General features: G+C 59.7%; 22 protein-coding genes. 12 read left to right on the top strand and 10 right to left on the bottom strand.

What is annotated here, in order from left to right; translation table 11 throughout:
* From E4021_RS10355 to E4021_RS10365, 3 genes are read right to left on the bottom strand one after another with little or no spacing between them, the layout of a single operon-like run.
* Window positions 1-699 (bottom strand): ComF family protein, encoded by a 699-nt coding sequence (locus E4021_RS10355; RefSeq protein WP_136459079.1) that lies wholly within the window; start codon window positions 697-699, stop codon window positions 1-3.
* 1 nt (window position 700) lies between these two features.
* On the bottom strand, window positions 701-1,471 hold the full coding sequence (locus tag E4021_RS10360; RefSeq protein ID WP_136459081.1) for a hypothetical protein: 771 nt from the start codon (window positions 1,469-1,471) through the stop codon (window positions 701-703).
* Window positions 1,472-1,480: 9 nt separating this feature from the next.
* On the bottom strand, window positions 1,481-2,842 hold the full coding sequence (locus E4021_RS10365; RefSeq protein WP_136459083.1) for a glucosaminidase domain-containing protein: 1,362 nt from the start codon (window positions 2,840-2,842) through the stop codon (window positions 1,481-1,483).
* A gap of 139 nt (window positions 2,843-2,981) precedes the next feature.
* Here E4021_RS10365 and E4021_RS10370 point away from each other — a divergent pair, with 139 nt between their 5' ends.
* The 4 genes from E4021_RS10370 to E4021_RS10385 all read left to right on the top strand — a co-directional run bounded on the left by E4021_RS10370 (window position 2,982) and on the right by E4021_RS10385 (window position 8,204).
* Window positions 2,982-4,238 (top strand): arginine deiminase family protein, encoded by a 1,257-nt coding sequence (locus tag E4021_RS10370; RefSeq protein ID WP_136459085.1) that lies wholly within the window; start codon window positions 2,982-2,984, stop codon window positions 4,236-4,238.
* A gap of 86 nt (window positions 4,239-4,324) precedes the next feature.
* Window positions 4,325-6,313 carry a TonB-dependent receptor family protein gene (locus E4021_RS10375; protein WP_136459087.1) on the top strand — a complete coding sequence of 663 codons (1,989 nt, stop codon included), beginning with the start codon at window positions 4,325-4,327 and terminating at the stop codon, window positions 6,311-6,313.
* A gap of 134 nt (window positions 6,314-6,447) precedes the next feature.
* A complete protein-coding gene (locus E4021_RS10380; RefSeq protein WP_136459089.1) occupies window positions 6,448-7,002 on the top strand; it encodes a transposase in 555 nt (184 codons plus the stop codon).
* 89 nt (window positions 7,003-7,091) lie between these two features.
* Window positions 7,092-8,204, top strand: a complete 1,113-nt coding sequence (locus tag E4021_RS10385; protein ID WP_136459091.1) for a lactonase family protein — start codon at window positions 7,092-7,094, stop codon at window positions 8,202-8,204.
* Between the two features lie 9 nt (window positions 8,205-8,213).
* On the opposite strand, the gene glgB is transcribed toward E4021_RS10385, so the two are convergent.
* The 4 genes from glgB to pepT form a co-directional block, all read right to left on the bottom strand.
* The gene (gene glgB, locus E4021_RS10390) at window positions 8,214-10,181 is read right to left on the bottom strand and encodes a 1,4-alpha-glucan branching protein GlgB (protein ID WP_136459093.1); all 1,968 of its coding nucleotides are present in this window, start codon (window positions 10,179-10,181) and stop codon (window positions 8,214-8,216) included.
* A gap of 136 nt (window positions 10,182-10,317) precedes the next feature.
* A complete protein-coding gene (locus E4021_RS10395) occupies window positions 10,318-11,061 on the bottom strand; it encodes a helix-hairpin-helix domain-containing protein (RefSeq protein ID WP_136459095.1) in 744 nt (247 codons plus the stop codon).
* 222 nt (window positions 11,062-11,283) lie between these two features.
* Window positions 11,284-11,718 (bottom strand): hotdog fold thioesterase, encoded by a 435-nt coding sequence (locus E4021_RS10400; RefSeq protein ID WP_136459097.1) that lies wholly within the window; start codon window positions 11,716-11,718, stop codon window positions 11,284-11,286.
* Window positions 11,715-12,947, bottom strand: coding sequence for a peptidase T (gene pepT / locus E4021_RS10405; protein WP_136459099.1), 1,233 nt, complete (start codon window positions 12,945-12,947; stop codon window positions 11,715-11,717). Before pepT ends, E4021_RS10400 begins: the two co-directional genes overlap by 4 nt.
* 163 nt (window positions 12,948-13,110) lie before the next feature.
* On the opposite strand from pepT, the gene E4021_RS10410 reads away from it, so the two are divergent.
* The 7 genes from E4021_RS10410 to E4021_RS10440 all read left to right on the top strand — a co-directional run bounded on the left by E4021_RS10410 (window position 13,111) and on the right by E4021_RS10440 (window position 21,228).
* Window positions 13,111-13,953 (top strand): M90 family metallopeptidase, encoded by an 843-nt coding sequence (locus E4021_RS10410; RefSeq protein ID WP_136459101.1) that lies wholly within the window; start codon window positions 13,111-13,113, stop codon window positions 13,951-13,953.
* Window positions 13,954-13,990: 37 nt separating this feature from the next.
* Complete coding sequence (locus E4021_RS10415; RefSeq protein ID WP_136459103.1) at window positions 13,991-15,181, top strand: hypothetical protein; 1,191 nt, start codon at window positions 13,991-13,993, stop codon at window positions 15,179-15,181.
* A gap of 59 nt (window positions 15,182-15,240) precedes the next feature.
* Entirely contained in the window at window positions 15,241-15,867 is a 627-nt protein-coding gene (locus E4021_RS10420; protein ID WP_246050274.1) for an inorganic diphosphatase, read from the top strand.
* Window positions 15,868-16,062: 195 nt separating this feature from the next.
* Window positions 16,063-17,058 carry a septal ring lytic transglycosylase RlpA family protein gene (locus E4021_RS10425; RefSeq protein ID WP_136459105.1) on the top strand — a complete coding sequence of 332 codons (996 nt, stop codon included), beginning with the start codon at window positions 16,063-16,065 and terminating at the stop codon, window positions 17,056-17,058.
* Between the two features lie 218 nt (window positions 17,059-17,276).
* Window positions 17,277-18,068 carry a ThuA domain-containing protein gene (locus tag E4021_RS10430; RefSeq protein WP_136459107.1) on the top strand — a complete coding sequence of 264 codons (792 nt, stop codon included), beginning with the start codon at window positions 17,277-17,279 and terminating at the stop codon, window positions 18,066-18,068.
* Between the two features lie 282 nt (window positions 18,069-18,350).
* Entirely contained in the window at window positions 18,351-20,102 is a 1,752-nt protein-coding gene (locus tag E4021_RS10435) for an ABC transporter substrate-binding protein (RefSeq protein WP_168797555.1), read from the top strand.
* A 10-nt stretch (window positions 20,103-20,112) separates the two neighbouring features.
* Window positions 20,113-21,228, top strand: coding sequence for an energy transducer TonB (locus E4021_RS10440; protein WP_136459111.1), 1,116 nt, complete (start codon window positions 20,113-20,115; stop codon window positions 21,226-21,228).
* A 27-nt stretch (window positions 21,229-21,255) separates the two neighbouring features.
* Here E4021_RS10440 and E4021_RS10445 read toward each other — a convergent pair whose 3' ends face one another.
* Window positions 21,256-24,030: a 2-oxoglutarate dehydrogenase E1 component gene (locus tag E4021_RS10445; protein ID WP_136459113.1), complete on the bottom strand. Its 2,775-nt coding sequence runs from the start codon at window positions 24,028-24,030 to the stop codon at window positions 21,256-21,258.
* A gap of 45 nt (window positions 24,031-24,075) precedes the next feature.
* Window positions 24,076-24,873, bottom strand: coding sequence for an SDR family NAD(P)-dependent oxidoreductase (locus E4021_RS10450; RefSeq protein WP_168797556.1), 798 nt, complete (start codon window positions 24,871-24,873; stop codon window positions 24,076-24,078).
* 115 nt (window positions 24,874-24,988) lie between these two features.
* Here E4021_RS10450 and E4021_RS10455 point away from each other — a divergent pair, with 115 nt between their 5' ends.
* Window positions 24,989-25,420 carry an LNS2 domain-containing protein gene (locus E4021_RS10455; protein WP_104420221.1) on the top strand — a complete coding sequence of 144 codons (432 nt, stop codon included), beginning with the start codon at window positions 24,989-24,991 and terminating at the stop codon, window positions 25,418-25,420.
* A 19-nt stretch (window positions 25,421-25,439) separates the two neighbouring features.
* On the opposite strand, the gene E4021_RS10460 is transcribed toward E4021_RS10455, so the two are convergent.
* On the bottom strand, window positions 25,440-26,738 hold the full coding sequence (locus tag E4021_RS10460; protein ID WP_136459117.1) for an alkaline phosphatase D family protein: 1,299 nt from the start codon (window positions 26,736-26,738) through the stop codon (window positions 25,440-25,442).
* Window positions 26,739-26,809 lie beyond the last annotated feature (71 nt).

The following is a 26,809-nucleotide window of genomic DNA, read 5'->3' on the forward strand; positions in this document are numbered from 1 at the left end:
CTACCTCTCGGCTACGGCCAGGACCGCCACACTCAGCCTGACATCCGGAAACGCTTCCAGCAGCACGTTGCCGCAGAAGTCAAGGGTGGCACCGGTCGTCAGCACGTCGTCGACCAGCATAAGGTGCCGGCCCGAAAAATCCCCCGACCCCAGCGCGAACGAATCGCGCACGTTCTCAAGCCGCTCCAGTTTCCCGCGTTTGGTCTGTGACCCCTGGAAAGACCGGCGCCGCAGTGCTTTCGCCAGGGTAGGGGCGCCCAGGGCTCCGGACAGCCCCTCGGCGATGGCTTCCGCCTGGTTGTAGCCCCGCTGGTGTCGCCGGCGGCGGTGGATGGGTACCGGCACAATCCCTGAAAGGTCATCGAGCGCAGGAAGTTGGCTTAGGCGCTCCCCGAACCGTCGGCCCAGTTTCCGTCCCACGTCCGGCCGGTGGTGATATTTAAGGTCGTGAATGAGCCGCTGACACACCGTTCCCTCCCGGAAGGTGTAGGCCGCCGCCCCGAAGACCAGCGGAAGGCGGCCGGCCAGCCGGTCCGTGACTTCATTCTCCGGGTAACGGTAACTGTCGTTGGGGGGTAGGCCCGCCTCGCAGGCCACGCAAAGCAGTTGATCCCACCGGTCTACGGCCCTGCGGCAACCCAGGCAGAGGGCGGGAAAGAACAGGTGGCTAAGTCCGCGAAAGTAGGAGCCCAAAGACATGTCAGTCGATATAGCGCCATTTTCTAAGGAACCGCAGACCGATGGAAAGCTCCACGGTAAAATTGCGGATGGCCCTCTCGCCAATCGTGGTATTGCCCCCGCCGTATGGATCGATTACGTTGTTGATCGGTCCCTGATTGTACTGAAAGCTCAGATCGGGATGGGCGGTCACTTCCAAGAAGCCTCCGATGCCGTCGGTAAGCGCCACTATCGCGCCACCCCCTACGCTGGCACCGTAGGTAAAGCGGTTGATGAATTCGTAGGAATCGAAAGGGTAGACGTTGCGCACGACACTGCCGTATGAGGTCAGTTGGTCGTAGTCGCCCAGGTTGGTGCTCAGGTTGTACTCCGCCCGCACGCCAATGAGGTAGTAGAGGTCCGCCGCACCGAGGTAACTCACCACTTGCTTGCCCCCGATGCCCAGCGACAGGTTGTTGAACACAAAATTATCGGCGGGTAGGATGACGGGGTTGCCCTGGAAGGTGAAGGCCCGTTGCCGCCGGATGCGGCTGCCGCGTTGGTGGTACCCCAGTTGGCCCCAGAAGCTGAAGCGCCCCTGTGAGGGGATGGACTCCAGGAAAAGGTCGCCGTGGTAGCCTAGGTTGACCTCGGTCTCGAAACTGGACCAATCCTGGGTGCCCAGGCTCGCGCCGCCCCGCATTCCGAAGAGGTAGCCGCCCCAGTCGACTCCGTACTCCCCCTGTTCATCTATGATCTGCGCGGCAAGGAGCCCCGGCATACACCAAATCAAGAACAGGCAGAGTAGTCGCATGGACGCAAATTAGCGGATCCGCAGCTGTTGGCCAACCGAGATGGTGTTGCCCGAAAGGGCGTTGATCCGTTTGATGTCTTCCACACTCACCCCGTAGCGGCGGCTGATGGCATAAAGGGTTTCGCCGGCCCGAACGGCGTGGTACACGGCCTGTGGCTGGTTGGGATTGGATTCCGGAACGGATACGGGGGGCGTCACGACGGGGCGTTCGGGGTTCACCGCGGGCCGCGGGTCGGGGGCAGGCATAGGTGTGTTGGGTGAGATCGGCTCGCCCATGTCCAGAAAACCGTCTTCGTCGGGGGTTACGGGATCGGGCCGGTCGACGGGCGCGGGAGCCGTGGGGGTGGGCGGTTGCGGATCCACGCCGCCGTCACGCTCCAGGCGGGGCGGCGTTTTGACGCGCCAGCCGCGAAGCTTGATGCGTTCGCCGGTGGCGGGGTCGGCCTGTTCGCCGAGGCGGTTGCGGCGGGCCAGGTTGCGGATGCGCAGTCCGTAGCGCTGGGCAATATCGTAAAGGTCCTCCCCGGGGGCTACGGCGTGGTATTGCTCGGGACCGCGGTAGCTGCGCCGCTTTTTCTGGAGATAGATCCGCTCGTTGGCCGCAACGGTCTGGTTTTCGGAAACCAGCTCCTCATTGTAATCCAGCAGGCGACGCACGCTCAGGTCGACCTGGCGGGCGATATGCTGCAGGCTCACGGGTGCCTCGCTGATGTAGTAGTTGACGTCGTTGGTGTTGAGGATGCCGGTGATGGCTTCTTCGACGGGGACTTCAATGTCCACGGGGTCGATCACGCCGGGCACGTCGTACTGGTGCAGGTTGTGGCGCTCGATCAGGGTCATGAGCAGTTCCGGGTAGCGGGGATTGGTGGCGTAGCCGGCCTTGCGCAGACCGTGGGCCCAGGCCTTGTAGTCGGTGGGCGAAAGACGGAACAGGAAGCCGTAGCGGAAGCTCTTTTTGGGGTCGCGGAGGAACTCCGAGTGGGCCACGTAGCTGGCGTCGGCATTGCGGTACTGCCGGAAACAGCTCTTGGTGAGCCGGCCACGGTCGTCGTAGTCGTCGTCCTCGCGATAGACCTTGTCGCCGTTCCAGTTGCTGCCGCACTTGATGCCGAAGTGATTCTTGGCCGTCCGGGCCAGGTAGCTGCGCCCGCTATCGCTTTCCAGTATACCCTGCGCCAGTTTGATGCTGGCCGGTACGCCCGTGCGCTCCATTTCCTGCATGGCGATGGTCCGGAAGCGGGCGATGTACGCCTCTTGTTCGCTGTTTTCTTCCGCCGTCCAGGTGAAGGGGGCGGCGTAGTCGACCGGGGCGGCAGCGGAAAGGGAAGTGTAGGAGAGCAGGCAGAACAGACAGAAGAGGTATGGTTTCATAGCGACGGCAGGTAGAAGGGTCAGCGGAACGTTAAGTGGCTAACGGCGAAATTCCGGAGCTTCGTAGGATCAAACCAATAATTTTAGCTTTTTTTTAGAATATGCGTTGCACCTGCGTGCCCGCCCTACCTTAGCCCGTATGCCCATCCAAGTAAATTCTGAAATTGCCCCCCTGCGCCGCGTCATCGTCCACCGCCCCGATGCCGGCACGGCCACCATTACGCCGCGCCGCGCGGAAGAATTGCTGTTCGACGACATTGTCTACCTGCCCCGCCTGCAGGAAGAGCACGACGTGTTTACCAAGGTGCTGCGGACCATCATCGGGCCCGACAGCGTCCTGGAAATGAGTACCCTGCTGGCCGAAGCCATCGCCGCCTCCCCCAAAGCCACCGCCGAAAGCCTGGCCCTGATCGTAGGCTGGGAAGAGCTGCCGATGCGGTACGTCGATAAACTCAAGGAACTGTCGCCCGAGGCCCTGGCCAACGTGCTCATCACCGGCTACGAAGTGGAATCCGACCGCGTGCTCTTCGACCCGATCCCTAACTTCATTTTCACCCGCGACATCGCCGTAACGATCAACGACCACATCCTGGTTACCAAAGCAGCCAAGCAGGCCCGCAGCCGCGAGAACTTCCTGACGCGCCTCCTGATCGTGGCCCATCCGATGTTCGCCGAAATGTGGAACGAGGGCCGCGTCATCAACCTCAATAACGTCGACCAGTTCCCGCCCAGCCGGCTCGGGGAAAAGGTCTGCATCGAGGGCGGCGACGTGATGTTGCTCAACCGCGATTACCTGTTGGTGGGCGACAGCGAGCGGTCGAACACCTACAGCATCCGCCAGCTTGCCGACCGCCTCTTTGAGAAGGGCGTGGTGAAGAACGTCGTGCGCGTGAGCGTGCCGGCCGAGCGGAGTTTCATGCACCTCGACACCATCTTTACCCAGATCGACACCCACGACTACGTGTGCTACCAGCCCATCATCGCCGAGGGCGGGCGGCAGGCCGGGGTCGAGATCTGGCGCAGTTCGGGCGAGACCGTCACCTTCACCAGTTTGAAGGAGTGCATCCTGGCCGAAATCGACCCCCAGGCCAATTTCATCGCCGCCGGCGACGGCCGCAGCCCCTTCCAGGAGCGCGAGCAGTGGACCGACGGCTGTAACCTGGTGGCCATCTCACCGGGTGTCGCCCTGACTTACGACCGCAACCCCGTCACCGCCGAGGCCCTGGCGCGCAACGGGTACCGGATCATGACGGCGGAGAAGGTGCTTTCGGAAATTGCCTCCGGCGACCTCGACCGCGAGAACCTCCGAAAACTGATCATCACCCTGCCCAGCGCCGAGTTGAGCCGGGGGCGCGGCGGAAGCCACTGCATGACCTGTCCGATAGAGAGGGGGTAAGCAATTATGGGAATTGTGCCTCCGATTTGCCGCGGCGCAAAACAAGTCGGCGGGGTCGATCCTTAACCGGACTATAACTCCGATTGATGTACCGCATTCTTCTGTTGCTTTTCCTGGCGGGCGCACTGCACGCCCAGACCGACACACTCTATACCCTGCCCGGGGCTACGGTCACGGGTTTCCGCGACGGGGTGCCCGGCTACCGGGTCGGGGCCAGCGTGAGCACCCTGGAACCGGCCGAGCTCGAACTTATCCCCACGGGCGACCTCCTGCCCGCCATGAACCGCCTGCCGGGCGTCCGCTTCGAGCAACGCGCCCCGGGCAGCTACCGGATCAGCGTACGGGGCAGCACGCTGCGCAGCCCCTTCGGCGTCCGCAACATTAAAATCTACTGGAATGGCATACCCTTCACCGAGCCGGGGGGCGATACCCAGCTTAACTTCCTGGACATCAACAATATCGACGGCGTCGAGCTGATCCGGGGGCCGGCCGGTAGCCTTTACGGGGCGGGTACGGCGGGTACCCTGCTGCTGGCTACCGATACCCTGGCCGGGCGGGGCGAGGCCTATACCTCGTACGGCTCGTACGGCTTTTTTCAGGCGGGAGCGCAGGTGCAAAGCCAGTCGGCCACCACCGGCTATCAACTGAGGTTGGCCCACCAACAGACCGACGGCTACCGCGACCACAGTGCGCTGAGCCGACAGACCGCCCAGTTGTCGACGCGCTGGACCGCCAGCCCCGATCGGGAGTTGACCCTGCACGCCCTGTATACCCGGTTGGGCTACGACTTGCCCGGAGGCCTCAACGCCGAGCAGTACGGCGAGAACCGTCGGCAGGCCCGCCCCGGCAGCGCGGAAACCAACGCGAGCATCAATTACGACAACCTCTTGCTGGGTATCACCCACAACTGGCGCGGCGACGGGCGCTGGTCGAACCAGACGACCGTGTACGGAACCGGTTTCTATTTCGATCACCCCTTTAACTTCGACTACAAGCGCGAGACCAACCTCGGCGTGGGTGGCCGTACCGCCTTTGATTACACCCTGCCGCTCGGCCGCTCGGTGCTGAAACTTTCCGCGGGAGCGGAATCGCAACTGCAGTACCGCATGGCCAACAACTTCGGCAACGAAGGCGGCAAGCCGGCCGAGTTGAACTTCAGCGACGAGATCACCAGCCGGCAACAGATCCTATTCACCCAGGCCGCTTACGATCTGGGCGACTGGCGCCTGGCGGCCGGCCTCAGTCTGAGTGACCTGCACTACCGCGTCGATCGCACCTTCGACGGGGAGGGGAATACGGGCATCACCGAAAGCGACATCGCGCCGGTGGTGAGTCCGCGCCTTTCGGTGCTCCGCGACTTTGGGGGGTACAGCGTGTACGCAAGCGTGAGCAGCGGCTTCAGTCCGCCCACCCTCGACGAATTCCGCACCAACGAGGGCAGCCTGAATACCGGTTTGGCGGCGGAGCGCGGGCTCAATTACGAGGTGGGGGCCAAGGGTGCCCGCGGTACTTTCCAATATGAACTCGTGCTCTTCTACCTGCGACTTGACAATGCTATTAGCACGTATTCCGACGCCCGGGGCACCACGCTGTTCCGTAACGCCGGCAATACCGACCAGCGCGGCGTGGAGTTAGCCCTGGACTACCGCCCACTGGACTGGCTGCAGGTATACGGAAGCTATACCTGGCACGACTTCGCCTACGATGCTTACGAGCGGGGCGGGGAAGACTTCTCCGGCAACCGCCTGCCCGGCACCGCCCCCCACGTCGTCAACCTGGAGGTAACGGCCGGTCGGGCAGAGGGCTTCTACGCCACCGTCACCGAAAACTACACCGACCAGATCCCCCTTAACGACGGCAATACGGTGTACGGGGAGTCTTACCACTTGGTGCGGGCCCGCGCGGGCTGGCGCGGCAGACTGGGGGCTACGCGCTGGGATTTCTTCGCCGGTGGCAGCAACCTCCTGGATGAGGTCATGAGTTTCGGCAACGACCTGAACCCACAGTTCGGGGGGCGCTACTACCAGCCGGCACCGGGACGGAATTGGTTCGTGGGGGCGCGGGTGGGGTGGTAGTAGATAGTACTATACGTCGGACGTGACAGTCGTGCCATTTTGGCAGACGTCGGACGTCTGCCAAAATTTAACATCACTCCACCCTCAGTAGAGTGGGGACTCGGTTATTGGTGCTTCAACCAATCAATCCTCCCATGAACACTTTACTTATTCCCTCCACTACACCTGTTTTCCACCTCTATAATCGAGCCAATGACCGGCAGACGCTTTTCACCAGCGACCGGCATTACAGCTTCTTCCTAAGGAAAGTCATTACCAATTTTGACGGCATAGCTCACCTGCTGGGGTATTGCATCATGCCTAATCATTTCCATCTTTTGATCGCCCCGAAAGACCCGGTGGAGGATTATTTGCTCTTCTCGGATAAGGTAATGCCGCGCTTGCCCACTGATGGTGTGAGCGATGCCGTAAAGCGTACGCTAATGGGCTTTACCAAAGCCTACAACAGGGAAAACGGGCTGACCGGCTCACGATTTCAACAGCGAACCAAGAGCAAGCACCACTACAATCCCTTTCACCGGGGGCTCCGGTACGTGCACTTTAATCCGGTCGAGGCCCAGTTGGTAGATCACCCCTCGGAGTGGGGCTACAGTTCTTTCAATGAGTACGCCGGACTCATCGATCCGCAGGACTGCGTGTGCAATGTGGCTATGGGAAATGCACTCCTACAATTGGGCATACTGCATTAGGAGAATATGGGTACTTTTAGGTGTTGACAAAATGGCAGACGTCCGACGTCTGCCATTTTTACTGATCTGCCACATCCGACGTCTGCCACATGCGCCTGTCCCCCCTGATATCCCTTTTTCTCCTCCTTATCCTCGCCGCCTGTACCACCCCGCCCCAGACGACAGCCATGCCCGAACCAATACCCACCTCCTTTTTCCTGGGCACCTATAACGACCCCGGCGTTCACGAGCCCGGCATTTATCGCTTTACGCTTGACGCCCAGGGCAACCTCGCCAACCAGGGTCGCGTAGCCGAAGCTACCAACCCTTCCTTCCTGTCCTACAACGCCGATCGATCCATAGTCGTCTCCGTCGAGCAGCTCTCCGGGGAGCCGGGCCGCGTGGCTTCCTTCGCCGTCGACGAAGACGAACTGCGCAGCCTCAACCGACAAACCGCCGGCGGAGAAGGTCCCTGCCACGTCAACGTCAGCGCCAATGGTTTCGTAACCGTCGCCAACTACGGCAGCGGCAACCTGGAATTGCTGCGCCTGCAGGCGGATGGTACGCTCACGCCACCGCTCGACCTGCAAGACCACCGGCAAAGAGGGGCGGAAACACCCCACGCACACTCCTCGTACTTTCTGAACGATGATTCCGAAGTCCTGGCGGTCGATCTCGGTACCGACGAAGTTTGGCACTACCGCCTTGATGCCGTCAGCAACAAACTCCTGCCCGCATCGCCACCGGCCGTAGCTATGCAGGAAGGGGCCGGACCCCGTCACCTGGATCTCCACCCAAATGGTCGGTGGATCTACGTCATTAATGAATTGAACAGTACCGTCACCCAGATCAGCCGCGAAGGCGAATCCCTGAAAGTGATCGAAAGCTGGTCGACCCTGCCGGAAGATTTCACCGGGGAAAGCTTCTGCGCCGATATCCACATCAGCTCCGACGGGAAATTTCTCTACGGCTCCAACCGGGGGCACAACAGCATTGTCGTGTACCGCATTGACCAAGAGTCGGGTGCGCTTACTCCACTGGAGTACGAATCCGTGGCTGGCGACTGGCCCCGAAATTTCGCCCTTTCCCCGGCCGAGGATTTCTTGATTGTCGCCAACCAGCGCTCCAAAAACCTGACCAGCCTGCGCCGAAACAAAGAGACCGGAATGTTGGATTTCGTAGATAGTACGAAAGCCCCCATTCCGGTCTGCATCCTCTTTTAGCGGGAAGTATTACTTGGCGTCTTCCGTTTTCTTGGTTCTAGCCTTTCCCTTCGGTGCCGCCTTGGCTTTCGGGGCCTGGTAGCGGAATACCAAAGTGGTCAATGGTGGCAGGGTCAGCTCGATGTGGTTGGGCCGACCGTTCCATTCGCTGGGTACGGATTTCATCACCTGCTGCTTGAAGTTGCCGGTGCCACCGTACCGTTCGTCATCACTGTTAATGACCGGTGCGTATTCCCCTTCGAAGGGTACACCGACGCGGTACTTGTGGCGCACCGCGGGGGTCAGGTTGTGCACGATGGCTACCATGTCATTTTCATCCCTTCCCCGGCGCAGGTAGCTGAGCACACTGTTTTGGTGGTCGCCGCCGTCGATCCATTCGAATCCTTTGGAATCGTAGGCCATCTCGTACAGGGCGGTGGTCGACCGGTACAGTTGGTTCAGGTCCGCAACGTACTGTTGCAGCGAAGCGTGGGGCTTGTACTTGGTCAGTTCCCAGTCGATGCCGCGCTCGATGCTCCATTCCGTCGTCTGACCGAATTCGCCGCCCATGAAGTTGAGTTTGCTGCCGGGGTGCGTCATCATATAGCCATACAGCAGGCGCATATTAGCAAAGCGCTGCCATTCATCGCCGGGCATGCGGTCGATGATGGGGCCCTTGCCGTGTACTACTTCGTCGTGGCTCAGGGGCAACATGAAGTTTTCGCTGAAGGCGTAGACCAGCGAGAAGGTCAACTCACTGTGGTGGTAACTGCGGTGGACGGGGTCGTGCTTAAAGTACTTGAGGGTATCGTGCATCCAGCCCATCATCCATTTTTGGCCGAAGCCGAGTCCCCCGACGTAGGTGGGACGGCTCACGCCGCTGAAAGCGGTCGACTCTTCGGCAATGGTCATGGTATCCGGATAGTCGCGGTACACGGCCTCGTTGAATTCCCGGATGAACTCTATTGCCTCCAGGTTCTCGTTACCGCCGTACTGGTTCGGGATCCATTCCCCCTGCTTGCGGCTGTAATCCAGGTACAGCATTGAAGCCACGGCGTCGACCCGCAGTCCGTCAATATGGTAGCGGTCCAGCCAGAACAGGGCGTTCGAGATCAGGAACGAGCGCACCTCGTTGCGACCGTAGTTGAAGATGGCGCTCTTCCAGTCGGGGTGAAAGCCCTTGCGCGGATCGGCGTGATCGTACAAGTGGGTACCGTCGAACTGCGCCAGTCCGTGGGCGTCGTTGGGGAAGTGACTGGGTACCCAGTCCAGGATAATACCAATACCGGCCGCGTGCAGCTTGTCTACCAAGTACATGAAGTCCTGCGGCCCGCCGAATCGGCTCGAAGGCGCGAAGTAACCCGTGATCTGGTAGCCCCAGCTGGGGAAGTAGGGGTGCTCCATCACCGGCAGGAACTCCACGTGGGTGTAGTTCATCTTGCTGACGTACTCGACCAGGTCGGTGGCCAGCTCCCGGTAACTCAGGCTCTCGTTCTTTTTGTTCTTTTTCCAGCTGCCCAGGTGGACTTCGTACACGGAGTACGGGCGGTCGATGCCGTTGTGCTGGTAGCGGTTCTTCATCCACTCCTCGTCCTCCCACTCGTAGTAGGTATCCCAGACGATGCTCGCCGTTTTTGGCGGCGTTTCCCAAAGGCGGGCGTATGGGTCGCCCTTTTCGAGTTGCTCACCGTTCTGCGCCTCGATGGCGTACTTGTAGATAGTGCCGGACTCCACACCTTCCAGAAAGCCTTCGTAGATGCCGCTGCTGTCCCAGCGAGGGAAAAGGGGATGAGCGTTGCGGTCCCAGTGATTGAAGTCCCCGATTACGCTGACCGACTTGGCGCTGGGCGCCCAGACGGCGAAGTAGGTGCCGCGCTTTCCGTCGACCTCGATGACGTGGCTGCCAAGCTTATCGTAGATCCGGAAGTTCTTGCCGGCGCGGAAAAGGTTGATGTCGTAATCGGTAAAAAGGGAGTGAGCGGTAACGGCAGTTGACACAGACGAAAATTTAGATTAGTAGTGGTGTTCTTACGGGCTTAACACCAAAGGTCGGGGGATGTTGGTACCACAGCAAAAACCCCCATCCACGCGCAGTGAATAGGGGTTTTTAGCACTTTTGGGGAGGCGTGGAAGACTATTTCCGACCGCCCTTAAGCTGGTCTTGCATCTTCTTCAGCTCGTCGGTCTTGCCGGCGGCGGCCAGGCGGGCCTGCTCCTGCCAGGTATCGTGTTTGGCCAGGCGGAAGCGGGCGCCTGCTTTCTGCAGTACGTCGGCGAGTTGCTTTTCGGAGGCCTTGGCCAGGTCCGAGTAGGTGTTGATGCCGGCCTCATTGAGCAGTCCGGCGATCTTCGGTCCGATGCCTTCGATTTTCTTCAGGTCATCGCCCTTGGCAGTGGTGGATTTGCTGGCGGCCTTCTTGGCGGGGGCGGCCTTCTTCTTCGGCGTCACTACCGGCTTGCTGGCCGGAGCGGAGTCGGCGGCCTGGATCTTGGTGGTGGATTTGCCATCCGCCTTGGCTTTCGGTGCCGCCTTCTTGGCGGGGGCCTTCTTGGTGGTCTTCTTCGGCTCCTCTACCTGTTCGAGGCTGAAGCAGCAGTTCTGCGTTCCGTGACCGCTGTCGGCGTAGTCCTCGGCGTGGTCGTCGTTGTGCCAGTGGTTGCCGTCGACGAGGTAACGGAATTCGTAGTGACCGGCCGGCAGGGAGGTGGTGCCGGTGTAGCCGTTCTTGCCCGGTGACAGTTTCAGACCGTTGTCCCAGTTCCAGTCGTTGAAGTTACCCAACACGCGTACGTCGCGGTCCTTGCCCACCCGGTCTTCGGGCAGCTCAAAGGCTACTTTGTATTGCTGTTTGGATTTAACGTAAGTGGACTTAATCATAATGGATGGGTATCTATGTAATGTAAAATTAAAGCAGTAAGGCCTGACCGTCAAAGCATTGGGCGGGGCCGCAGGTGCTATGAATGCAACGTGAGCCGTGGCACCAGGTTTACTTTCCTAATTTGGTGCGGCATTTTTACGCAAAATCAGGCGATCCGCAGCCCGGATGCGCGGAAACCCAATTTTCTACGCATTCCCGTCCGCGGTAAATTTTTTCCGTTTTTACCGTCTTTTTACTACCTGGCAGGTCAGACGTGACGTACACACCAGCCTGTTTCGTCCGTCCGTGATGTCGATCTGCCAGCTCTGTACCGTGCGTCCGATACGAACCGGACGTACCGTTCCCCGCACCGTGTCCCCTTCCCGCACACTGCGCAAGTGGGTCGCGTTGATGTCCACGCCCACGACCATGAAGGTCTCGGGATCGTCAAGGGCCAGGATGCCCGCCACGCTGCCGAGTGTTTCTGCCAGGGCGACGGAGGCACCCCCGTGAAGGACACGCACCGGCTGGACCGTGCGGTGGTCGACGGGCATTTCCGCCACCAGGTAGTCGTCACCGGCCCCAACGAAGCGTATGCCCAGGGTCTCGCCCAGGGTGTTGCGCCCCATGGCGTTCATGGCCTCTACTTCCGGCGCGGTTTTCCAGATCGTACTCATGGGGTCGTTGTGTTCAGTCGACTAATGGCGACGATCACTTCCGCTGCCTTCTGCATCTCGAAGACGCTGGCCCACTCGTAGCGGGAATGGAAATGGTGTTCCCCGGCAAAGATGTTCGGGCACGGCAGCCCCATGAAACTGAGCCGCGAACCGTCCGTGCCGCCCCGAATGTGGGCCCTCCGTAGGGTCAGGCCCACGAACTGAATGGCCGCCTCCGCCAGTGCGGTGACCCGCGGATGCTCATCCAGTACTTCCTTCATATTGCGGTATTGCTCTTTGGTCTCCAGATGGATGAAACTGTTGGGATACCGCTGCCGCGTTTCTTCCAGGATGGATTCCAGCACCGCGGCGTGGTCAGCCAGCTGCTCGGTCTCGAAGTCGCGCAGGATGAAGTCGATACGGGCGCTTTCCGCTTTTCCCGTAATCTCGACCGGATGGATAAAGCCTTCACGGTCCTCGGTGGTCTCGGGACTCAGTCCCTGGCGGGGCAGGGCCGCCACGATTTCGGCGGCGATCTTCACCGCGTTTTCCATCTTGCCTTTTGCGAAGCCCGGGTGGGCCGAAACGCCGGCAATAACGACCGACGCCGCGTCGGCACTGAAGGTTTCGTCTTCGAGGCTACCCCGGGCCTCCCCGTCGATGGTGTAGCCGAAGTCTGCGCCAAGTTTGTCCATGTCCACTGCATTGACGCCCCTACCGATCTCCTCATCCGGCGTAAAGAGGATCCGCAACTTGCCATGGGGGATTTCGGGGTGCGCCTGCAGGTGCTCCACAGCCGCCATGATGGCCGCGATACCGGACTTGTTGTCGGCACCGAGCAGCGTGGTGCCGCTGGCGGTCACGATGTCGTGGCCGATATTGGCCCGCAGGCCCTCCAGGTCGTCGGCGCGCAGCACCACCTTGGGATCGTCGGGCAGCACGATATCCTGGCCCTGGTAGTTGCGGTGCACGATGGGCTTGACGCCGGTCCCGCTGGCGTCCGGACTGGTGTCCATGTGCGAGCAGAAGCAGATCACGGGGCGATCTTCCTGTCCGGGCGTAGCCGGTAAGGTGGCATACACGTAGCCGTACCCGTCGAGTTCGGCATCCGCGATGCCGAGGGCGTGGAGTTCGTCCACCAGCATGCGGCCGAGGTTCATTTGCTTAAGGGTGGAGGGCTGGCTGTTGGAGTGGGGGTCAGACTGGGTATCGACCCTGACGTAGCGAAGAAAGCGGTCAAGTACGTTCATGGCCGCAAGATAGAGCACCGGTCAGTTGCAGTACCTCACGGTTGCCATGGTTTACGGCACGGGCGGTATGGTGGATCACGGCCGTGCACCGAACATTTACCACCGCTCACGGCATTAAGTGATTTAGCGCTGCACCTGCGCCCCCGCAAAAAAAACCAACCGAATGGCCGTCTCCGCCACCGTCGTAGCCTTGATCGTTCTCGCCCTGGCCGGCGGATTGCTGTACTACATTTTCCGCGACGAGCCCGTGGGGCCACTGCCGGAATTCCGCAAGCAATGGCGTAGACTCCTACGCAATAAAGTCACCTTTTACAAGACGCTCGACCGCAAGGACAAGCAGCGCTTCCAAGAGCGTATGCGGTACTTCTTCCAGCGCGTTCGGATTACCGGTATCGACACCGAAGTGACGGAACTGGACCGCGTGCTGGTGGCCGCCAGTGGCATCATTCCCACCTTTGGTTTTGAAGACTGGAACCAGTATCCCAAACTGCGGGAGGTGCTGCTCTACCCCAACACTTTCAATCAGGAAACCTTTGCCACGGAAGGGGAGGGGCGCACCATCGCCGGCATGGTCGGGGGCGGTTACCTGAACGGGAAGTTGTTGCTGAGCCAGCAAGCGCTGCGCACGGGTTTTGAGAACCCGGGGAGGAACAACACGGGAATCCACGAATTCGCCCACCTGCTCGACAAGGCCGACGGGGATACGGACGGCATACCCGACTACTTTCTCGACAAGCAGTACCTCATCCCCTGGGTTGAAATGATTCGTTCCGAGATGGCCGCCATCCAAAAGGGGGATTCCGACATCGACGACTACGCCCTGACCAATAAGGCCGAATTCTTCGCCGTGGCCGCGGAGTATTTCTTCAACCGGCCCGCCGCTTTCGCCCAGAAGCACCCGGAACTCTTTTCCTTGATGGAGCGCATCTTCCACCAGGACCTCGACCACGATGGTGGGGTAGGGACCGTGGACCAGACCGACCCGGTGGCGGTGGCGCGGGGCTAGCAACAAACATGTCCGGAAGGCGTCGGTTACGTAACCTATGATACCCGCCATACGCCGCCGCTACAACGAAACCTTTACCAACGAAGCCTACCAGGCCATGCTCAGCTGGCTGGGCGGGCAGTATAATCACGACCCGAAATTTCACGTCTGCGAGACGCCAGTATTCTTCCCGCGGGCTTTCCGGGAGCACGTGCTGGCTGCCTGTCGCGACGTACTAGAAGTGGTTACCGCCCCCGACTACGCCGAAAAGGCCGCGGCGGCTATTCCACCGGGGGAGTTCGTGCCCGGGCAGAACGACCGGCCCCTGTTCCTGCAACTGGATTTCGGGGTGTGCCGGAGTACCACGGGTGAGATCGTACCCCAGTTGGTGGAGGTACAGGGCTTCCCCTCGCTGTACTACTTTCAGGCTTTGCTGGACCGGAGTTTCCGCCGCTTCTTCACCATCCCGGAAGGCTTCTCCGCCCGCTTCGACGGCAGCACGCCGGAGCAGTACCTGCAGACGCTTCGCGACGTGATCCTTGCCGGTCATGACCCCAAGAACGTCATCCTGCTGGAAGTAGATCCGAAGGGGCAGACCACCCGCATCGATTTTGTGGTCGCTTGCGCCGAACTCGGGATCGCCGAGGTGTGCATCAGCGAAGTGGAACTGGAGGACGGTAAACTATACTACGATCACGAGGGCCAACGCACGCAGATCAAGCGCATTTTCAACCGCGTCATCTTTGATGAACTGAAGGCCAGGACCGATCTGCAGCGACGCTTTAACCTGATCGAGGCGGCCGAGGTGGAATGGGCCGGGCACCCCAACTGGTTTTTCCTCATCAGCAAGTACAGTTTACCCTTCATCGACAGTCCCTACGTGCCGGAGACCCACTTCCTTTCCGAACTGGAACACTATCCGACCAACCTGTCGGACTACGTACTCAAACCCCTGTACAGCTTTGCCGGACTTGGCGTGAACCTCCATCCCACGCTGGAAGACCTGCAGGCCGTAGAACATCCCGAACACTATATCCTGCAGAAAAAAGTCACATACGCCCCCATCGTGGAAACCCCCGACGAGCCCGCGAAGGTCGAGCTCCGCATGATGTACCTGTGGCCGCCCGACAGCGAACGTCCGGTACTGATCAACAACCTGGTGCGGCTATCCAAGGGGGAGATGATCGGCGTACGCTACAACAAGGGTAAGAGTTGGGTAGGGGGCACCCTGGGTTATTTCGAATCCTGATTCCAATTTGCGGGATTTTCTGAACCTTGTGCCCCTTTTCGGGTCAAACCCACTTTCGTATGCGCATATTGATCGCTTCGTGTTTATTGTTGATGGTCGCTTGCGACCGCCCGGAACCGGTAGTGGAGACGGCCCCGGAGCCCCTGCCGGAGGTCTACGATCTGCCGAGCACCGACGGCGACGCCCTGAACGTCATCATTGAAATTCCCGCAGGCACCAACCACAAGATTGAATACTTTCCCGGTATAGGTTTTGCCAACGACACACTCGCCGACGGATCCGAACGTATCATCGATTTCCTGCCCTATCCCGGCAACTACGGATTCGTGCCCTCCACTTCGGTCGAGAAGCGCCGCGGGGGAGACGGTGACGCGCTGGATGTGCTCGTTATCGGTGAAAGCCAGCCCACCGGTACCCGAATGCGGGTGTTGCCCATCGCGACGCTCATGCTGCGCGACCGCGGGGAAATTGACACCAAGATCGTTGCGGTACCGGCAGATACCAGCCTGCGGACGCTGCAGGTAGAGAACTTTCTGGATTTCTCCCTGGGCAACGACGCGGCCAAGCGCATCATCGAAATGTGGTTCCTGAATTACAAGGGAAACAACATGACGGAACTGTTGCGGTGGGAAGACGAAAGCTACGCCTGGCGGGAGGTACGCAAGTGGAGGACGGACAACGAATAGTTAAAGTTGGGGCAAAGCGGTCCGGGCGGTGAGCATTTTGGCGCATTCGTGGTTATACTTACCCGGCTTGACAGAGATAATTCTTGTCAATACCAATGAAATGTTAGGCGCGGGCGTTACCCGTGCCACGCTTTTAACCCCGCTGGTCTTCCTTTTACCCTCACCTATCCGACCGGCCCTAATCGTACCCTATACATGAAACGCCTACTCAGTTTAAGTCTCTTCATAACCGCCGCCTCACTCGGTGCCCAGAGCTTTGAGTGGAACGAAGCCCCGCGGCCCGCAGCGCACCCCAAGGAAGTACAACTGGACCCCCAGCAGTATGAGCAGGGCGTGCAGGAAAAGCAGGATGGACTGGCCGGCGTATATGACCCATCCGCCGACGGCTCAACGACGGCCTACGGTGAAACCTACAAGGCCGGTGAAATGACCGGCAGCCACGCCGCATTGCCCCTGGGTACCCTGTTGCGTGTCACCAACACCGAGAATGGCCGGTCCGTCGTGGTGCGCGTCACCGATCGCGGACGGGAATGCGAGGATTGTCTCATCACCCTGAGCCGGGTCGCCGCCGACAAACTGGGAATTGTTGATCGCTCCGCCGTCCGCCTGGAGCGCAACGGATTCAGCAACTGGAACCCGCAGCCGCCCACCAATATCGCGGTAGCTGCCCCCGCCCCCCGTAAAGACGCCGAGCCCACGGGCTCCGGCGTAATAGCCCCCAAGTCCGAGGTGATCGCAGCAGCCGAAAAGCCCGCCGCTCCGGTCGTCATCTCCCGCGAAGTACAGCCCCAATCCATTCCCGCGGCACCCGCGCTGGCCGCCGCCCCGGAAACGTACAACCGCTATCCCGTAACCCCACCGGCACCCACCGTAGCCGGTGCCCAACAGGCACGGGGAGTTGATGCGGCGCCCAACAGTGCAAAAGCGGTCGTGGCCACCACCGCCGGCGAACAGGGTGATTACGCCGTGCAACTGGCCGCCTACAATAACGAGGCCTACGCTTTGCGTCGCGTGAACGAGCTGAAGGAGCAGGGCCTGTCTGATGTTTACTACCGCACCTTCACCAAAGAGGACGGCCAGGTGATCAACCGGGTGTACACCGGCACTTTCCAAAACGTAACCGAAGCACAGGACGCCGCCAAGGTGATCAAAGATAAATACCAGCTTGCCGGTATCGTAGCGAAAAAATAGTCTGGTCAATGAGCCAGATCGCAAGACGCGGAACGCCACGTTCCGCGTCTTTTTTTTGCCCGGCCGGTATTTCCGGGAATTTCAGGGTAGAATAAAACAGTCCCAATCGGTCGAAAAGCAGGGGAAATGTTGGTCAGGAAGTAATAAAGTAGAATAAAATGGTCAACCAACGGGATTGTTGTAGGTTGTGTCCGTAACCCCGCTATAATAAACCGGCCATGACCCACCATCCTCCATCGCAATTGCAGCCGTCCGCTATACTGTTCATGATCGGCGTGCTGCTGTTTCTGGCATATGGCTGTGGCGGGGGGGAAGAACCACGCGTGCTGGTATTCTCGAAAACGGCCGGTTACCGGCATGCCTCGATCGAGTCGGGGCAGGACATGTTCCGCCGGTTGGGGGAGGAGCACGACTTTGGCGTGGACGTTTCCGAGGACGCCGCGGTATTCACGAAAGAGAATCTGGCCCGGTACCGGGCGGTCGTCTTTTTGAGTACGACAGGCGATATCCTGGACAACGCGCAGGAAATGGCACTGCAGCGCTACGTGGAAGGCGGCGGCAACTGGCTGGGAATTCACGCCGCGGCCGACACCGAATACGAATGGCCCTGGTACAACCAACTCGCGGGCGCTTACTTCGAAAGTCATCCCAAGGGCACACCTGAAGCCACCATCCGGGTGCTGAACAGCCGTCATCCTGCTACCCGGGGCTTGAAGGACCGGTGGACGCGCACCGACGAATGGTACAATTACAAGTCTATCCAACCGGGTATGAATGTTCTGATGGAACTGGACGAAACCACCTACGAAGGGGGGAAGAATGGAGCCAACCACCCCATCGCCTGGTACCGGGAAATCGGCCAGGGCAGAATGTTCTACACCGGGCTCGGGCACACGGAGGCCAGCTACTCCGAGCCTGAATTCGTGGCGCATGTGTATGGAGGCTTGCAGTACCTGCTGGACAACAACAAGCGGGTGCGTTACGCGCTGGCTGGGGATTCCCTAGAATAGAACTTGGGTAACGGGCCCCCCGCTCCGGGCAATCTTCTGTTCGGAAGAGGGAGTTATAAAATCGGTTTCTGACTGGTAACCGGGCTAGTGTGCTACGAGGCGAATAGAGTAACGGCTTTGCCACACCTAGGCGATATTAAATTTTGTTAGCGTCACGGGCTCCGTCAGAACGCCGGAAATTATAGCCGCAGTCACAAGGTATAACGTCGAATTGGGTACCTTTGCCCTGACCTTTTACCCTGTGCTATCGACCTTGCTAGAATGAAATGGTGTCTACTGAGTATGGCTGCTACACTGAGCACCGTGCTGGCCTGTACCAATGGTGGACTAAAAACCGATATTGCGGAAGGTCGGGCACCGGCAAATGAAGTGCGCATCGTCTTGAAAGCGGAGCCCTTAGGACTCAACCCCATACTTTCGGTGCAGAGCATCTCCCGGTACCTAACCGAGCAGATCTTTCAGACCCTGAACAGCCAGGATCCCCAAACCTTCGAACTGCGTCCCGGCCTGGCTTCCCTCCCTGAAACTGTCAGGCTGCCCGATGGTGGTTTATCTTACCATTACGAAATCGATAGCGCGGCGACCTGGCCCAACGGCAAACCGGTCCTTGCGTCGGACGTCGTCTTCAGCCTGAAAGTATTGCTGAACCCCCTGGTGGAGGCCGGACCTTTTCGCCCGTACTACAGCATGATCCGCGACGTTGCGGTTGATCCGGAGGATCCCCGATCATTTGACGTCATCACGCGTGGCCCGTACCTGCTCGCGGCGCAGGCTATAGGTGATTTGTACGTTTATCCGGAGTACGCTTACGACCCCGAAGGTCTGCTGCGCGATGTGCCTTTAGACGAGTTATCCGATCCTGAACGTGCGGATGAACTGGTCAAGGAGATCAAGGAGCTCCGTCAGTTCGCCGAGCGTTTTAACGACCCAGCTGTAGGATACGAGCCGGATCGGGTAGTAGGCAGCGGTCCCTACGAACTTGTTTCCTGGGAACCGGGCGACCGGCTCCGCCTCCGCCGCCGCGACAACTATTGGGCGCGGGATCGCTCCGAAGAGTGGCTGGCGGCCTATCCACAGAATCTGACCTTTCTCATTATCCCCGACAATACCACCACGGCGAATGCTTTGCGCGATCACCTGGTGGACGTGGTCGTAGACATGCCGATCGAGCAGTATCAGGACCTGCGTGATGAGGAGTACCTGCAGCAGTACTACGACTTCGTAACGGTACCCAGTTTCAAGTACTACAGCATACTGCTCAACCAGGCCGATCCGCTGCTGCGCGATTCCCTGACCCGGCGGGCGCTGGCACACCTGGTGGACGTCGATCAGATCATCACTCAGTTGTTGCCCGGACTGGCGGAGCGGATCATCGGGCCGGTACTGCCGGCGAAAGATTATTACAACCGGGAGCTGCCGGCGATTGCCTACGACGTCGAGAAAGCCAGGGACCTGCTCCGGCGGGCCGGCTGGCGGGATACGAACGACAACCACATTCTTGATAAGGTCATTGACGGCGAGCGGCGGGAGCTCAGTTTCGAGTTGCTGTCCACTCCCTCGCCAACCAGTGAAGCGGTCGCCCTGGAGATCGCCCAATCTGCCCGCGCCGTGGGAGTTGATATCCGGGTCATGAGGCAGGAGCCGCGCACCCTGCTCCAGGAGCTCACCACCGGCAACTTTACGGCCTCCTTTTACGGGCAGGGGTTCGAGCCTACGCCTGACGATTTCTCGCAGGTCTGGTCGTCCACTTCCGTACCTCCGAGCGGGACCAACCGGGCCAACTTCCAGAACGCCGAAGCCGACAGCCTGATCGTGCGTATCGCACGCACCATCGACCCGCAAAGCCGCGCACCCCTTTATCGCCGCTTTCAGGAAATCATTTACGACAACCAGCCGATGATTTTCCTATACTCACCCTTCGACCGCCTCGTTGTATCAAAGCGGCTGGAATACGCCCCAACCTCGCTGGCCCCGAACGTGAACTTCAATACCCTGCGGATCAGACCGACGGGAACCGGCGGGGAGGCCCAATAAAGTAACGATCATGAAGCCATTCCTTTTTCTTCTGCTCTTGCTTCCTTTCCTGGCGATCGGGCAGGACACCACCGCGAGCAAGGCACCCCGGGACACAACCATCTACACCTTCGTTGACGAGGCGGCCCGCTTCCCCAGTCCGTGCGAACGCTACGACACCACGGCCGCGGCTAAGTTTGAATGCTCTCAGCAGTACTTGCTGGATTACGTGTACCAGCGCGCCCTTTATCCCGCCGAGGCGCGGGAGCAGGGCATCAGTGGAACCGCCGTCGTTGCCTTTATCGTCGAGCCGAATGGAATGGTTAACCGGCCGGAGATCCTGCGGGACCCTGGTGGTGGCATTGGTCTTTCGGCCCTGCGCAGCGTCGTTGGTATGGCGCGGGAAGTGCTCTGGCGGCCTGCTTTTCAGGACGGCAAGCCAGTCCGCTACCGGGTCGTTTTGCCCCTGCGCTTCCGGCTGGAAGAGCCTAAGCCCTACGTCATTATTGGTCGGGACACCGTATACACCGAACTCACCAAAGGCGTCACCTTCACCGGGGAAGAAGGCAGTGTGGCCGCTTATTTCGATAAGTACCTTACGTATCCGGACATTCCGCAGGACAGCTGCGCTACCGGACAACTCGACGTGCAGTTGCTGATCAAGCCGAATGGCATGGTCGAGGTCAACGACATTATCGACTATAACGACCTGGGCCTTGCCTTTACCTCCAAAGCCATCGACGTGGCCACCGGCTCTTACGGAAAGTGGATCGCCGCCGAGTACGAAGGCCGGAAAGTAGCGAGTGCCTACGACGTGAGCGTAACCTACGCGCCTACGGATCCCGGCTGCCAGTACGTTTTGAACAATTACAACGAAGCCCTGAACCTCATGCAGGAAGCACAGGGCCTGGTACGCGACAGTACAAAGGTGGGGGAGGGCCTTGCGAAGATGGACCGTGCCGTAGAACTATTTCCCCGAGACGGACGGTTCCGCATTCTCCGGGGGCAGGTTCGTCTGGACAACAACCAACTGACCGGCGCCTGCGAGGATCTTCGTCTGGCGAAGCAGATCGCACTGATTGATTGGTACGACTCCGTATTGCCGCTCATCTGCCGCGCCCCCGCTGCCCAAACAGAAGAAAACTAGGAAGGCGCTGCCGGAGCGGGCTTTCCGTTACTGGAAAGCCTGCTCCACCAACCGCTTCTGTTCTTTTACGTGAATCGGCTTGTAGCCCGTAGCGGGTGAAGCCGTGGCGGAGCGACCGACGTAGTCAAGCTTCGTTTCGAATCCGAGCTGCTCATTGTACAGGAACTGTTCGCTGATGTAGCTCCAGGCGCCGGCGTTGCGGCTTTCCTCCTGTACCCAGAAGTACTGGTCGGCGTTGGAGTAGCGCTCACGAATCTCCTGCAGTTGCTTGATGGGCAGGGGGAAGATCTGTTCCAGGCGCACCAGGGCGAATTCTTCCAGGGACTCGGTGGCTTTATGCTTGGCCAGGTCGAAGTACACCTTGCCGGAGCAGAACAGGATCCGTTTTACCTTTTCCGGCTGCGTTACCGTGGGATCGTCGATCACTTCCTGGAAGCGAGTGCCCGGACCAAAGTCGCCAATAGAACTGACGGCCATTTCATGGCGCAGTCCGGATTTGGGCGACATCAGGATTAGCGGTTTGCGGAAATTCCAGGTCAATTGCCGGCGCAGCAGGTGGAACAGGTTGGCGGGCAACGTAACGTTGGCTACCACCATGTTGAACTCCGCGCAAAGTTGCAGGAAGCGTTCCAGGCGCGCGCTGCTGTGCTCCGGTCCTTGTCCTTCATAACCGTGGGGCAGGAAGACCGTCAGGCCCGTCATGCGTCCCCACTTGCTTTCACCGCTGCTGATGAACTGGTCGAAGATGGTCATAGCCCCGTTGGCGAAGTCACCGAACTGGGCTTCCCAGATAACGAGGTTTTCCGGGCTGGCGGTGCTGTACCCGTATTCAAAGCCGAGCACGGCGTATTCCGAGAGGAGCGAGTTATAGATCCGCATCTTGCCCTGATCGTCGCTTAGGCCGTCCAGGCGGTTGTAGATGCTTTCTCCATCCTGGCTCTTCAGCACGGCGTGGCGGTGGCTGAAGGTGCCCCGGCGCACATCCTGTCCGGACATACGCACGTTGTGGCCTTCCATGAGCAGGGTGGCGTAGGCGCTCAGTTCCCCCAACGCCCAGTCGAGCTGGTCGCTGCTGACCGACTGTTCGTAGTTGTTGTAGAGTCGGTTGACCTTGTTTACCGGCTTGAAGCCCTTCGGAAGGGTGGTGATGTGATGAAGGATCTTCTTCATCTTGTCCAGTTCGACTCCGGTTTCGGGAGACTCGGCGAAGTGCTCATAGCTCCAGTGGTCGCGGTTCAGCATACTCCAGGCCTTTTCGGGCGGCTGGTAGCTGTAGGGCAGGTCACTGTTCTTTACCTTGGTGTGGACGGTCTGTAGCCGCGACTTGAATTTCTTGGCCAGTTCCTTGGCCATTTTAGCCTGTACGTCCTTGCGGGCTACGAGGCGGTCGGTGTAGACCTGGCGCACGTCGGGGTGGCGCTTTACGCGCTCGTACATGCCAGGCTGGGTGTAGCCCGGGTCGTCGCCTTCGTTGTGCCCGTTCTTGCGGTAGCAGAGCATATCGATGAAGACGTCGGAATTGAAGCGGTTGCGGTACTCCATCGCCAGTTTGGAGACGTAGTAAACGGCCTCGGGGTCATCGCCGTTGACGTGAAAGACGGGCGCTTCGATCACGGTGGCTACGCCGCTGGCGTAGATGCTGGTGCGGGCGTCTTCGTAGTCGGTCGTGAAGCCGATCTGGTTGTTGATGATCAGGTGGATGGACCCCCCCGTGGTGTAGGCCTCCAGTCCGCTCATCTGGGCGGTTTCGAACACGACGCCCTGTCCGGCTACTGCGGCATCACCGTGGACCAGAATGGGTACGATCTTGTCGTAATCGTTTGCATAAAGCACATCGGCCTTGGCGCGGGCGAAGCCCTCGACTACCGGTGCCACGGCTTCGAGGTGGCTGGGATTGGGGGCGAGCTTGACGTTGACGGGTTTGCCGACGCGAGTTTCGATGAGCGAGCTGTAGCCCATGTGGTATTTCACGTCGCCGTCGCCCTTGATGTTGTCGGGGATGACGCCCTCGAATTCCTGGAAGATGCTCTCATAGCTTTTGCCCATGATGTTGGCCAGCACGTTGAGGCGGCCGCGGTGGGCCATGCCGATCACGACTTCCTCCACGCCGTCGCGGGCGGCTTCTCCGATGATGGTGTTCAGGGCCACAATGGCGGCTTCACCGCCTTCGAGTCCGAAGCGTTTCTGCGCGGGGTATTTGGTCTTGAGGAAGTCCTCAAAGCCTACGGCGTCGTTCAGCGTTTCGAGGATGTGCCGCTTGTCGTCCAGCCCCAGCCCGTAAGCTTCCTCCGGGTGATGTTTCTCGATGCGCTCGCGGAGCCACCGCCGTTTTTCGCGGTGGAAGATGTGGTCGGTCTCAAAGCCGATGCTGCCGAGGTATATCCGGTTGAGGTTGGCTACGATCTGCCGCAGCGTACTGCCCTCGGGCATGAAGAACTGGTCGGCGGCGCGGAAGGGGGTATCCAGGTCCGCGTCGGTCAGTTCGAAGTCTGCCAATTCCAATCCAGCATCGGGATCCTCAAACTCCTGGATGGGGTCGATATTAGAGGCTACGTGCCCGCGCATGCGGTAGGCCTTGATCAGGGCAAAGACGCTGAGTTCCTTTTTGACGTGCTCCCAGTCAATTTCTCCCGACGGAGTGGTGGGCAGGCCGCTGGCCGGGGTTTTATCGGTAGCGTAGTCGAAACCAAGGAAAAAATCCCGCCAGCTCTCGTCGACGGAATCGGGGGACTGGCTGTACTGGCGGTACAGCTGTTCGATATAGCCCGGGTGGGCATTGGCAAGGTGCGAGTAATTGCTCATAATAGTTTTTTTCAACGCCTGGGTAAATCGGTTGTTCAACACCGATCAACGGTAGTAGCGGCCCAGAACCCACTCCCAGGCCCGGGCGGGTAGGAGGCGCCGGGCGACCGTGCTTATTTTCTGAACGGGCTCACCGATCACGTAGTGGGGAGAGAGTTGGTTTTTTAGCAAAATTTGCAGCATTTCCCCGGCCACGTAGCCGGCCGACATGCCGTGGTCAACGTTATTGGCCATCGCATCGTCGGCGCGCTGGTAGCGTTCGCGGTACAGCGGGTCCATTTCCGCGGCCGGCTGTCGGTACTGGGTAGCGATGGAGTTGGTGGCAATATCCCCCGGGCTTATGCAGGCCACCTGTACAGTAGAGCCCCGGAGCTCAAGCCGGAGGCTGTCGGACAGCGCAATGACGGAGGCCTTACTGGCGCAGTATACGGAACGAAAGGGAATGCCCATATGGCCCGCGATGCTGCTAACCAGGAGCAGGCGGCCCCGCGGACTCCGCCGGAGCAGGGGCAGCGTGGCCTGACAAAGGTTCCAGCTCCCCCAGAAGTTGGTCTCCATGATCCGCCGGGCCCGGCCCGTAGGCATGGATTCCACGGCACCCGCGCCTCCGACGCCCGCACAGTGCAGCACGGCATCAAGGCGGCCCGACTCTTCCTCCAACAGCCGGATGGCACGCCCCAAGGCTTCCGCATCGGAGATGTCGGCGGGTAGTGGTGTGACCCCGGGGAGATCGACCGAACGCCGGCTCATGCCGTATACCCGCCAGCCACGACTGGCCAGCAGGGGGGCGAGAGATTCACCGACACCGGATGAGGCACCAGTAACCAGGGCAACTTGGGACATGAAAAGGACTTTAGCGGGTCCAAATAACGGTAACATTCAAGCAAACCACCATCAGGATGCGTTAAGGAAATGTACCTTTGCATTTTCAACATCGATCCGGAATACCAAGAAACGTATGGCTACCCCCGAAAAAGACCTGGAAACTACCTTCAACGAAAAGGGCGAACTGATCAGTCCCGTCCTCCCGGCAGGAGTAAAAAATTTCCTCATCGACATCGACGGAACCGTCTGCGATGACATCCCCAACGAGGAGCCCGAGCGTATGGCCACCTGCCTGCCTTACCCCGATGCCCTGCGCATCGTCAATAAGTGGTACGAAGACGGCCACATCATCACCTTCTTCACCTCCCGTACCGAAGAGCATCGCGAGATCACCGAAGAATGGCTGAACCGCCACAACTTCAAGTACCACGGCATGCTCATGGGCAAGCCCCGCGGCGGTAACTATCACTGGATCGACAACCACATCGTGAAGGCCACCCGTTTCAAGGGCAAGTTTACCGACCTCATCGTGAAGAACCGCGACGTGGAGGTTTTCAACGACTAGTTTTACAACTCCCCTTTTCTTACCGTTCCAGTACCCGCTCCCAGCGTAGTACCCCGTCGGTGCCGTATACCCGTACCGCCAGCTCGCGCTCGCTCAGCGGACCGCTGAAGGTGAGTACTCCGAAATTGTGTTCCACCAACAGAGTGCCCGCCACGCGCAGCGCGTTTTCCTCGTCCCTGCTGCTTCCCGTGCCGGCGGTGAGGCTGCTGATGGTCAGGTCGTAAATCCGGTTGCCGTTCGGCAATTCCAGACTGCTCAATACGGTGTGGTGGCGGTCGCCGGTCAGGAAGACCACCCCCGAGATGTTCTCTTCAGTGATGCGCCGGAGCAGGTACTCTCGCTCTTCCGGGGCCAGGCCATTGTAGGTTTCCGCACCGCGGTAGGTGTTGAGGACCTGTCCGCCAATACAGACCATCTTCCACGGGCTGTCGCTGAAGATGAGGCTTTGAATCAGCCATTCCAACTGGGTTTCGCCGAGCAGGGTCTTGCCGGTTTCCCGTAGCATGCCGTTTGGCGTTCGGAAGGAACGGTTGTCCAGTAGAAAGAAATCGGTATCCACGTAGCGGAAGGTGGAGGTGATGCCCCCGTTCCCCGGCAAGCCGGAGGTCAGGTTACCCCAGAACAGGTCAAAGGTTTCTTTAGCAAGTTTCTTGCGGATCCAACTGCCGTCGCTGTCGTTGGGGCCATAGTCGTGATCGTCCCAGGTGGCGTAGTGAAAGGTGCGGGCGAGCAGGGGCTGCATTTCGGGCAGACTGCGCGTGTGGGTGTAGCGATGGAAGTAACCGGTACGGGTGTACCAATCGGGCTCCCGGAGGTACATATTGTCCCCCAACCAAATCATCAAGTCCGGGTGGAGGCTGTCTATCGTTTCGAAAATCTCGTACTCCGAACCGTAGCCGGGCCCCGGCCGGTCGTAGCGGGGCTCGTTCACGTAGGTGCAACTGCCGAGGGCAACGGTGAAGTCCGGAGGTTCACTCCGCCAGCCCCACGTCGGCTGGGTGGTGAAGCGGGTCGGGTAGGGTAAGGACACTACCTCGCCGTTCAGCATGACGTAGTACTCATAGGTGGTACCCGGGCTTACCTGGTCGGCCACCAGCTTGGCGGTGTAGGCGGTGGCGGCCGCTGTCTGTATAGTACTGGTAAAGGAAGGGTCGGCCTCACCCTCGGCCCAATAGGCCACGGTCACTTCCGCGGGGCCGGTGGTCTGTACCCAGATGAGCACCTCCCGCTGCTCCGAGTAGCCGAGCATTGGGCCGGACTGAAGATCAGCCTCCTGTCCGAATACCCATAACGGAAGCAGCAAAAGAAGATACCGCATGACAAGCGTTTGCCATTAAGATAATCGCACCACCGGGAGATTTGGGTCTGACGGCACGGGGACCTACCGGA

Source organism: Neolewinella litorea (assembly GCF_004803465.1).
Classification (GTDB): Bacteria; Bacteroidota; Bacteroidia; order Chitinophagales; family Saprospiraceae; genus Neolewinella; species Neolewinella litorea.

What these genes read in the sequence shown, in the direction of transcription:
- E4021_RS10355 (WP_136459079.1), bottom strand. Translation starts at nt 699, where the DNA reads ATGTCTTTGGGCTCCTACTTTCGCGGACTTAGCCACCTGTTCTTTCCC.
- E4021_RS10360 (WP_136459081.1), bottom strand. Translation starts at nt 1,471, where the DNA reads ATGCGACTACTCTGCCTGTTCTTGATTTGGTGTATGCCGGGGCTCCTT.
- E4021_RS10365 (WP_136459083.1), bottom strand. Translation starts at nt 2,842, where the DNA reads ATGAAACCATACCTCTTCTGTCTGTTCTGCCTGCTCTCCTACACTTCC.
- E4021_RS10370 (WP_136459085.1), top strand. Translation starts at nt 2,982, where the DNA reads ATGCCCATCCAAGTAAATTCTGAAATTGCCCCCCTGCGCCGCGTCATC.
- E4021_RS10375 (WP_136459087.1), top strand. Translation starts at nt 4,325, where the DNA reads ATGTACCGCATTCTTCTGTTGCTTTTCCTGGCGGGCGCACTGCACGCC.
- E4021_RS10380 (WP_136459089.1), top strand. Translation starts at nt 6,448, where the DNA reads ATGAACACTTTACTTATTCCCTCCACTACACCTGTTTTCCACCTCTAT.
- E4021_RS10385 (WP_136459091.1), top strand. Translation starts at nt 7,092, where the DNA reads ATGCGCCTGTCCCCCCTGATATCCCTTTTTCTCCTCCTTATCCTCGCC.
- E4021_RS10395 (WP_136459095.1), bottom strand. Translation starts at nt 11,061, where the DNA reads ATGATTAAGTCCACTTACGTTAAATCCAAACAGCAATACAAAGTAGCC.
- E4021_RS10400 (WP_136459097.1), bottom strand. Translation starts at nt 11,718, where the DNA reads ATGAGTACGATCTGGAAAACCGCGCCGGAAGTAGAGGCCATGAACGCC.
- pepT (WP_136459099.1), bottom strand. Translation starts at nt 12,947, where the DNA reads ATGAACGTACTTGACCGCTTTCTTCGCTACGTCAGGGTCGATACCCAG.
- E4021_RS10410 (WP_136459101.1), top strand. Translation starts at nt 13,111, where the DNA reads ATGGCCGTCTCCGCCACCGTCGTAGCCTTGATCGTTCTCGCCCTGGCC.
- E4021_RS10415 (WP_136459103.1), top strand. Translation starts at nt 13,991, where the DNA reads ATGATACCCGCCATACGCCGCCGCTACAACGAAACCTTTACCAACGAA.
- E4021_RS10420 (WP_246050274.1), top strand. Translation starts at nt 15,241, where the DNA reads ATGCGCATATTGATCGCTTCGTGTTTATTGTTGATGGTCGCTTGCGAC.
- E4021_RS10425 (WP_136459105.1), top strand. Translation starts at nt 16,063, where the DNA reads ATGAAACGCCTACTCAGTTTAAGTCTCTTCATAACCGCCGCCTCACTC.
- E4021_RS10430 (WP_136459107.1), top strand. Translation starts at nt 17,277, where the DNA reads ATGACCCACCATCCTCCATCGCAATTGCAGCCGTCCGCTATACTGTTC.
- E4021_RS10435 (WP_168797555.1), top strand. Translation starts at nt 18,351, where the DNA reads ATGGCTGCTACACTGAGCACCGTGCTGGCCTGTACCAATGGTGGACTA.
- E4021_RS10440 (WP_136459111.1), top strand. Translation starts at nt 20,113, where the DNA reads ATGAAGCCATTCCTTTTTCTTCTGCTCTTGCTTCCTTTCCTGGCGATC.
- E4021_RS10445 (WP_136459113.1), bottom strand. Translation starts at nt 24,030, where the DNA reads ATGAGCAATTACTCGCACCTTGCCAATGCCCACCCGGGCTATATCGAA.
- E4021_RS10450 (WP_168797556.1), bottom strand. Translation starts at nt 24,873, where the DNA reads ATGTCCCAAGTTGCCCTGGTTACTGGTGCCTCATCCGGTGTCGGTGAA.
- E4021_RS10455 (WP_104420221.1), top strand. Translation starts at nt 24,989, where the DNA reads ATGGCTACCCCCGAAAAAGACCTGGAAACTACCTTCAACGAAAAGGGC.
- E4021_RS10460 (WP_136459117.1), bottom strand. Translation starts at nt 26,738, where the DNA reads ATGCGGTATCTTCTTTTGCTGCTTCCGTTATGGGTATTCGGACAGGAG.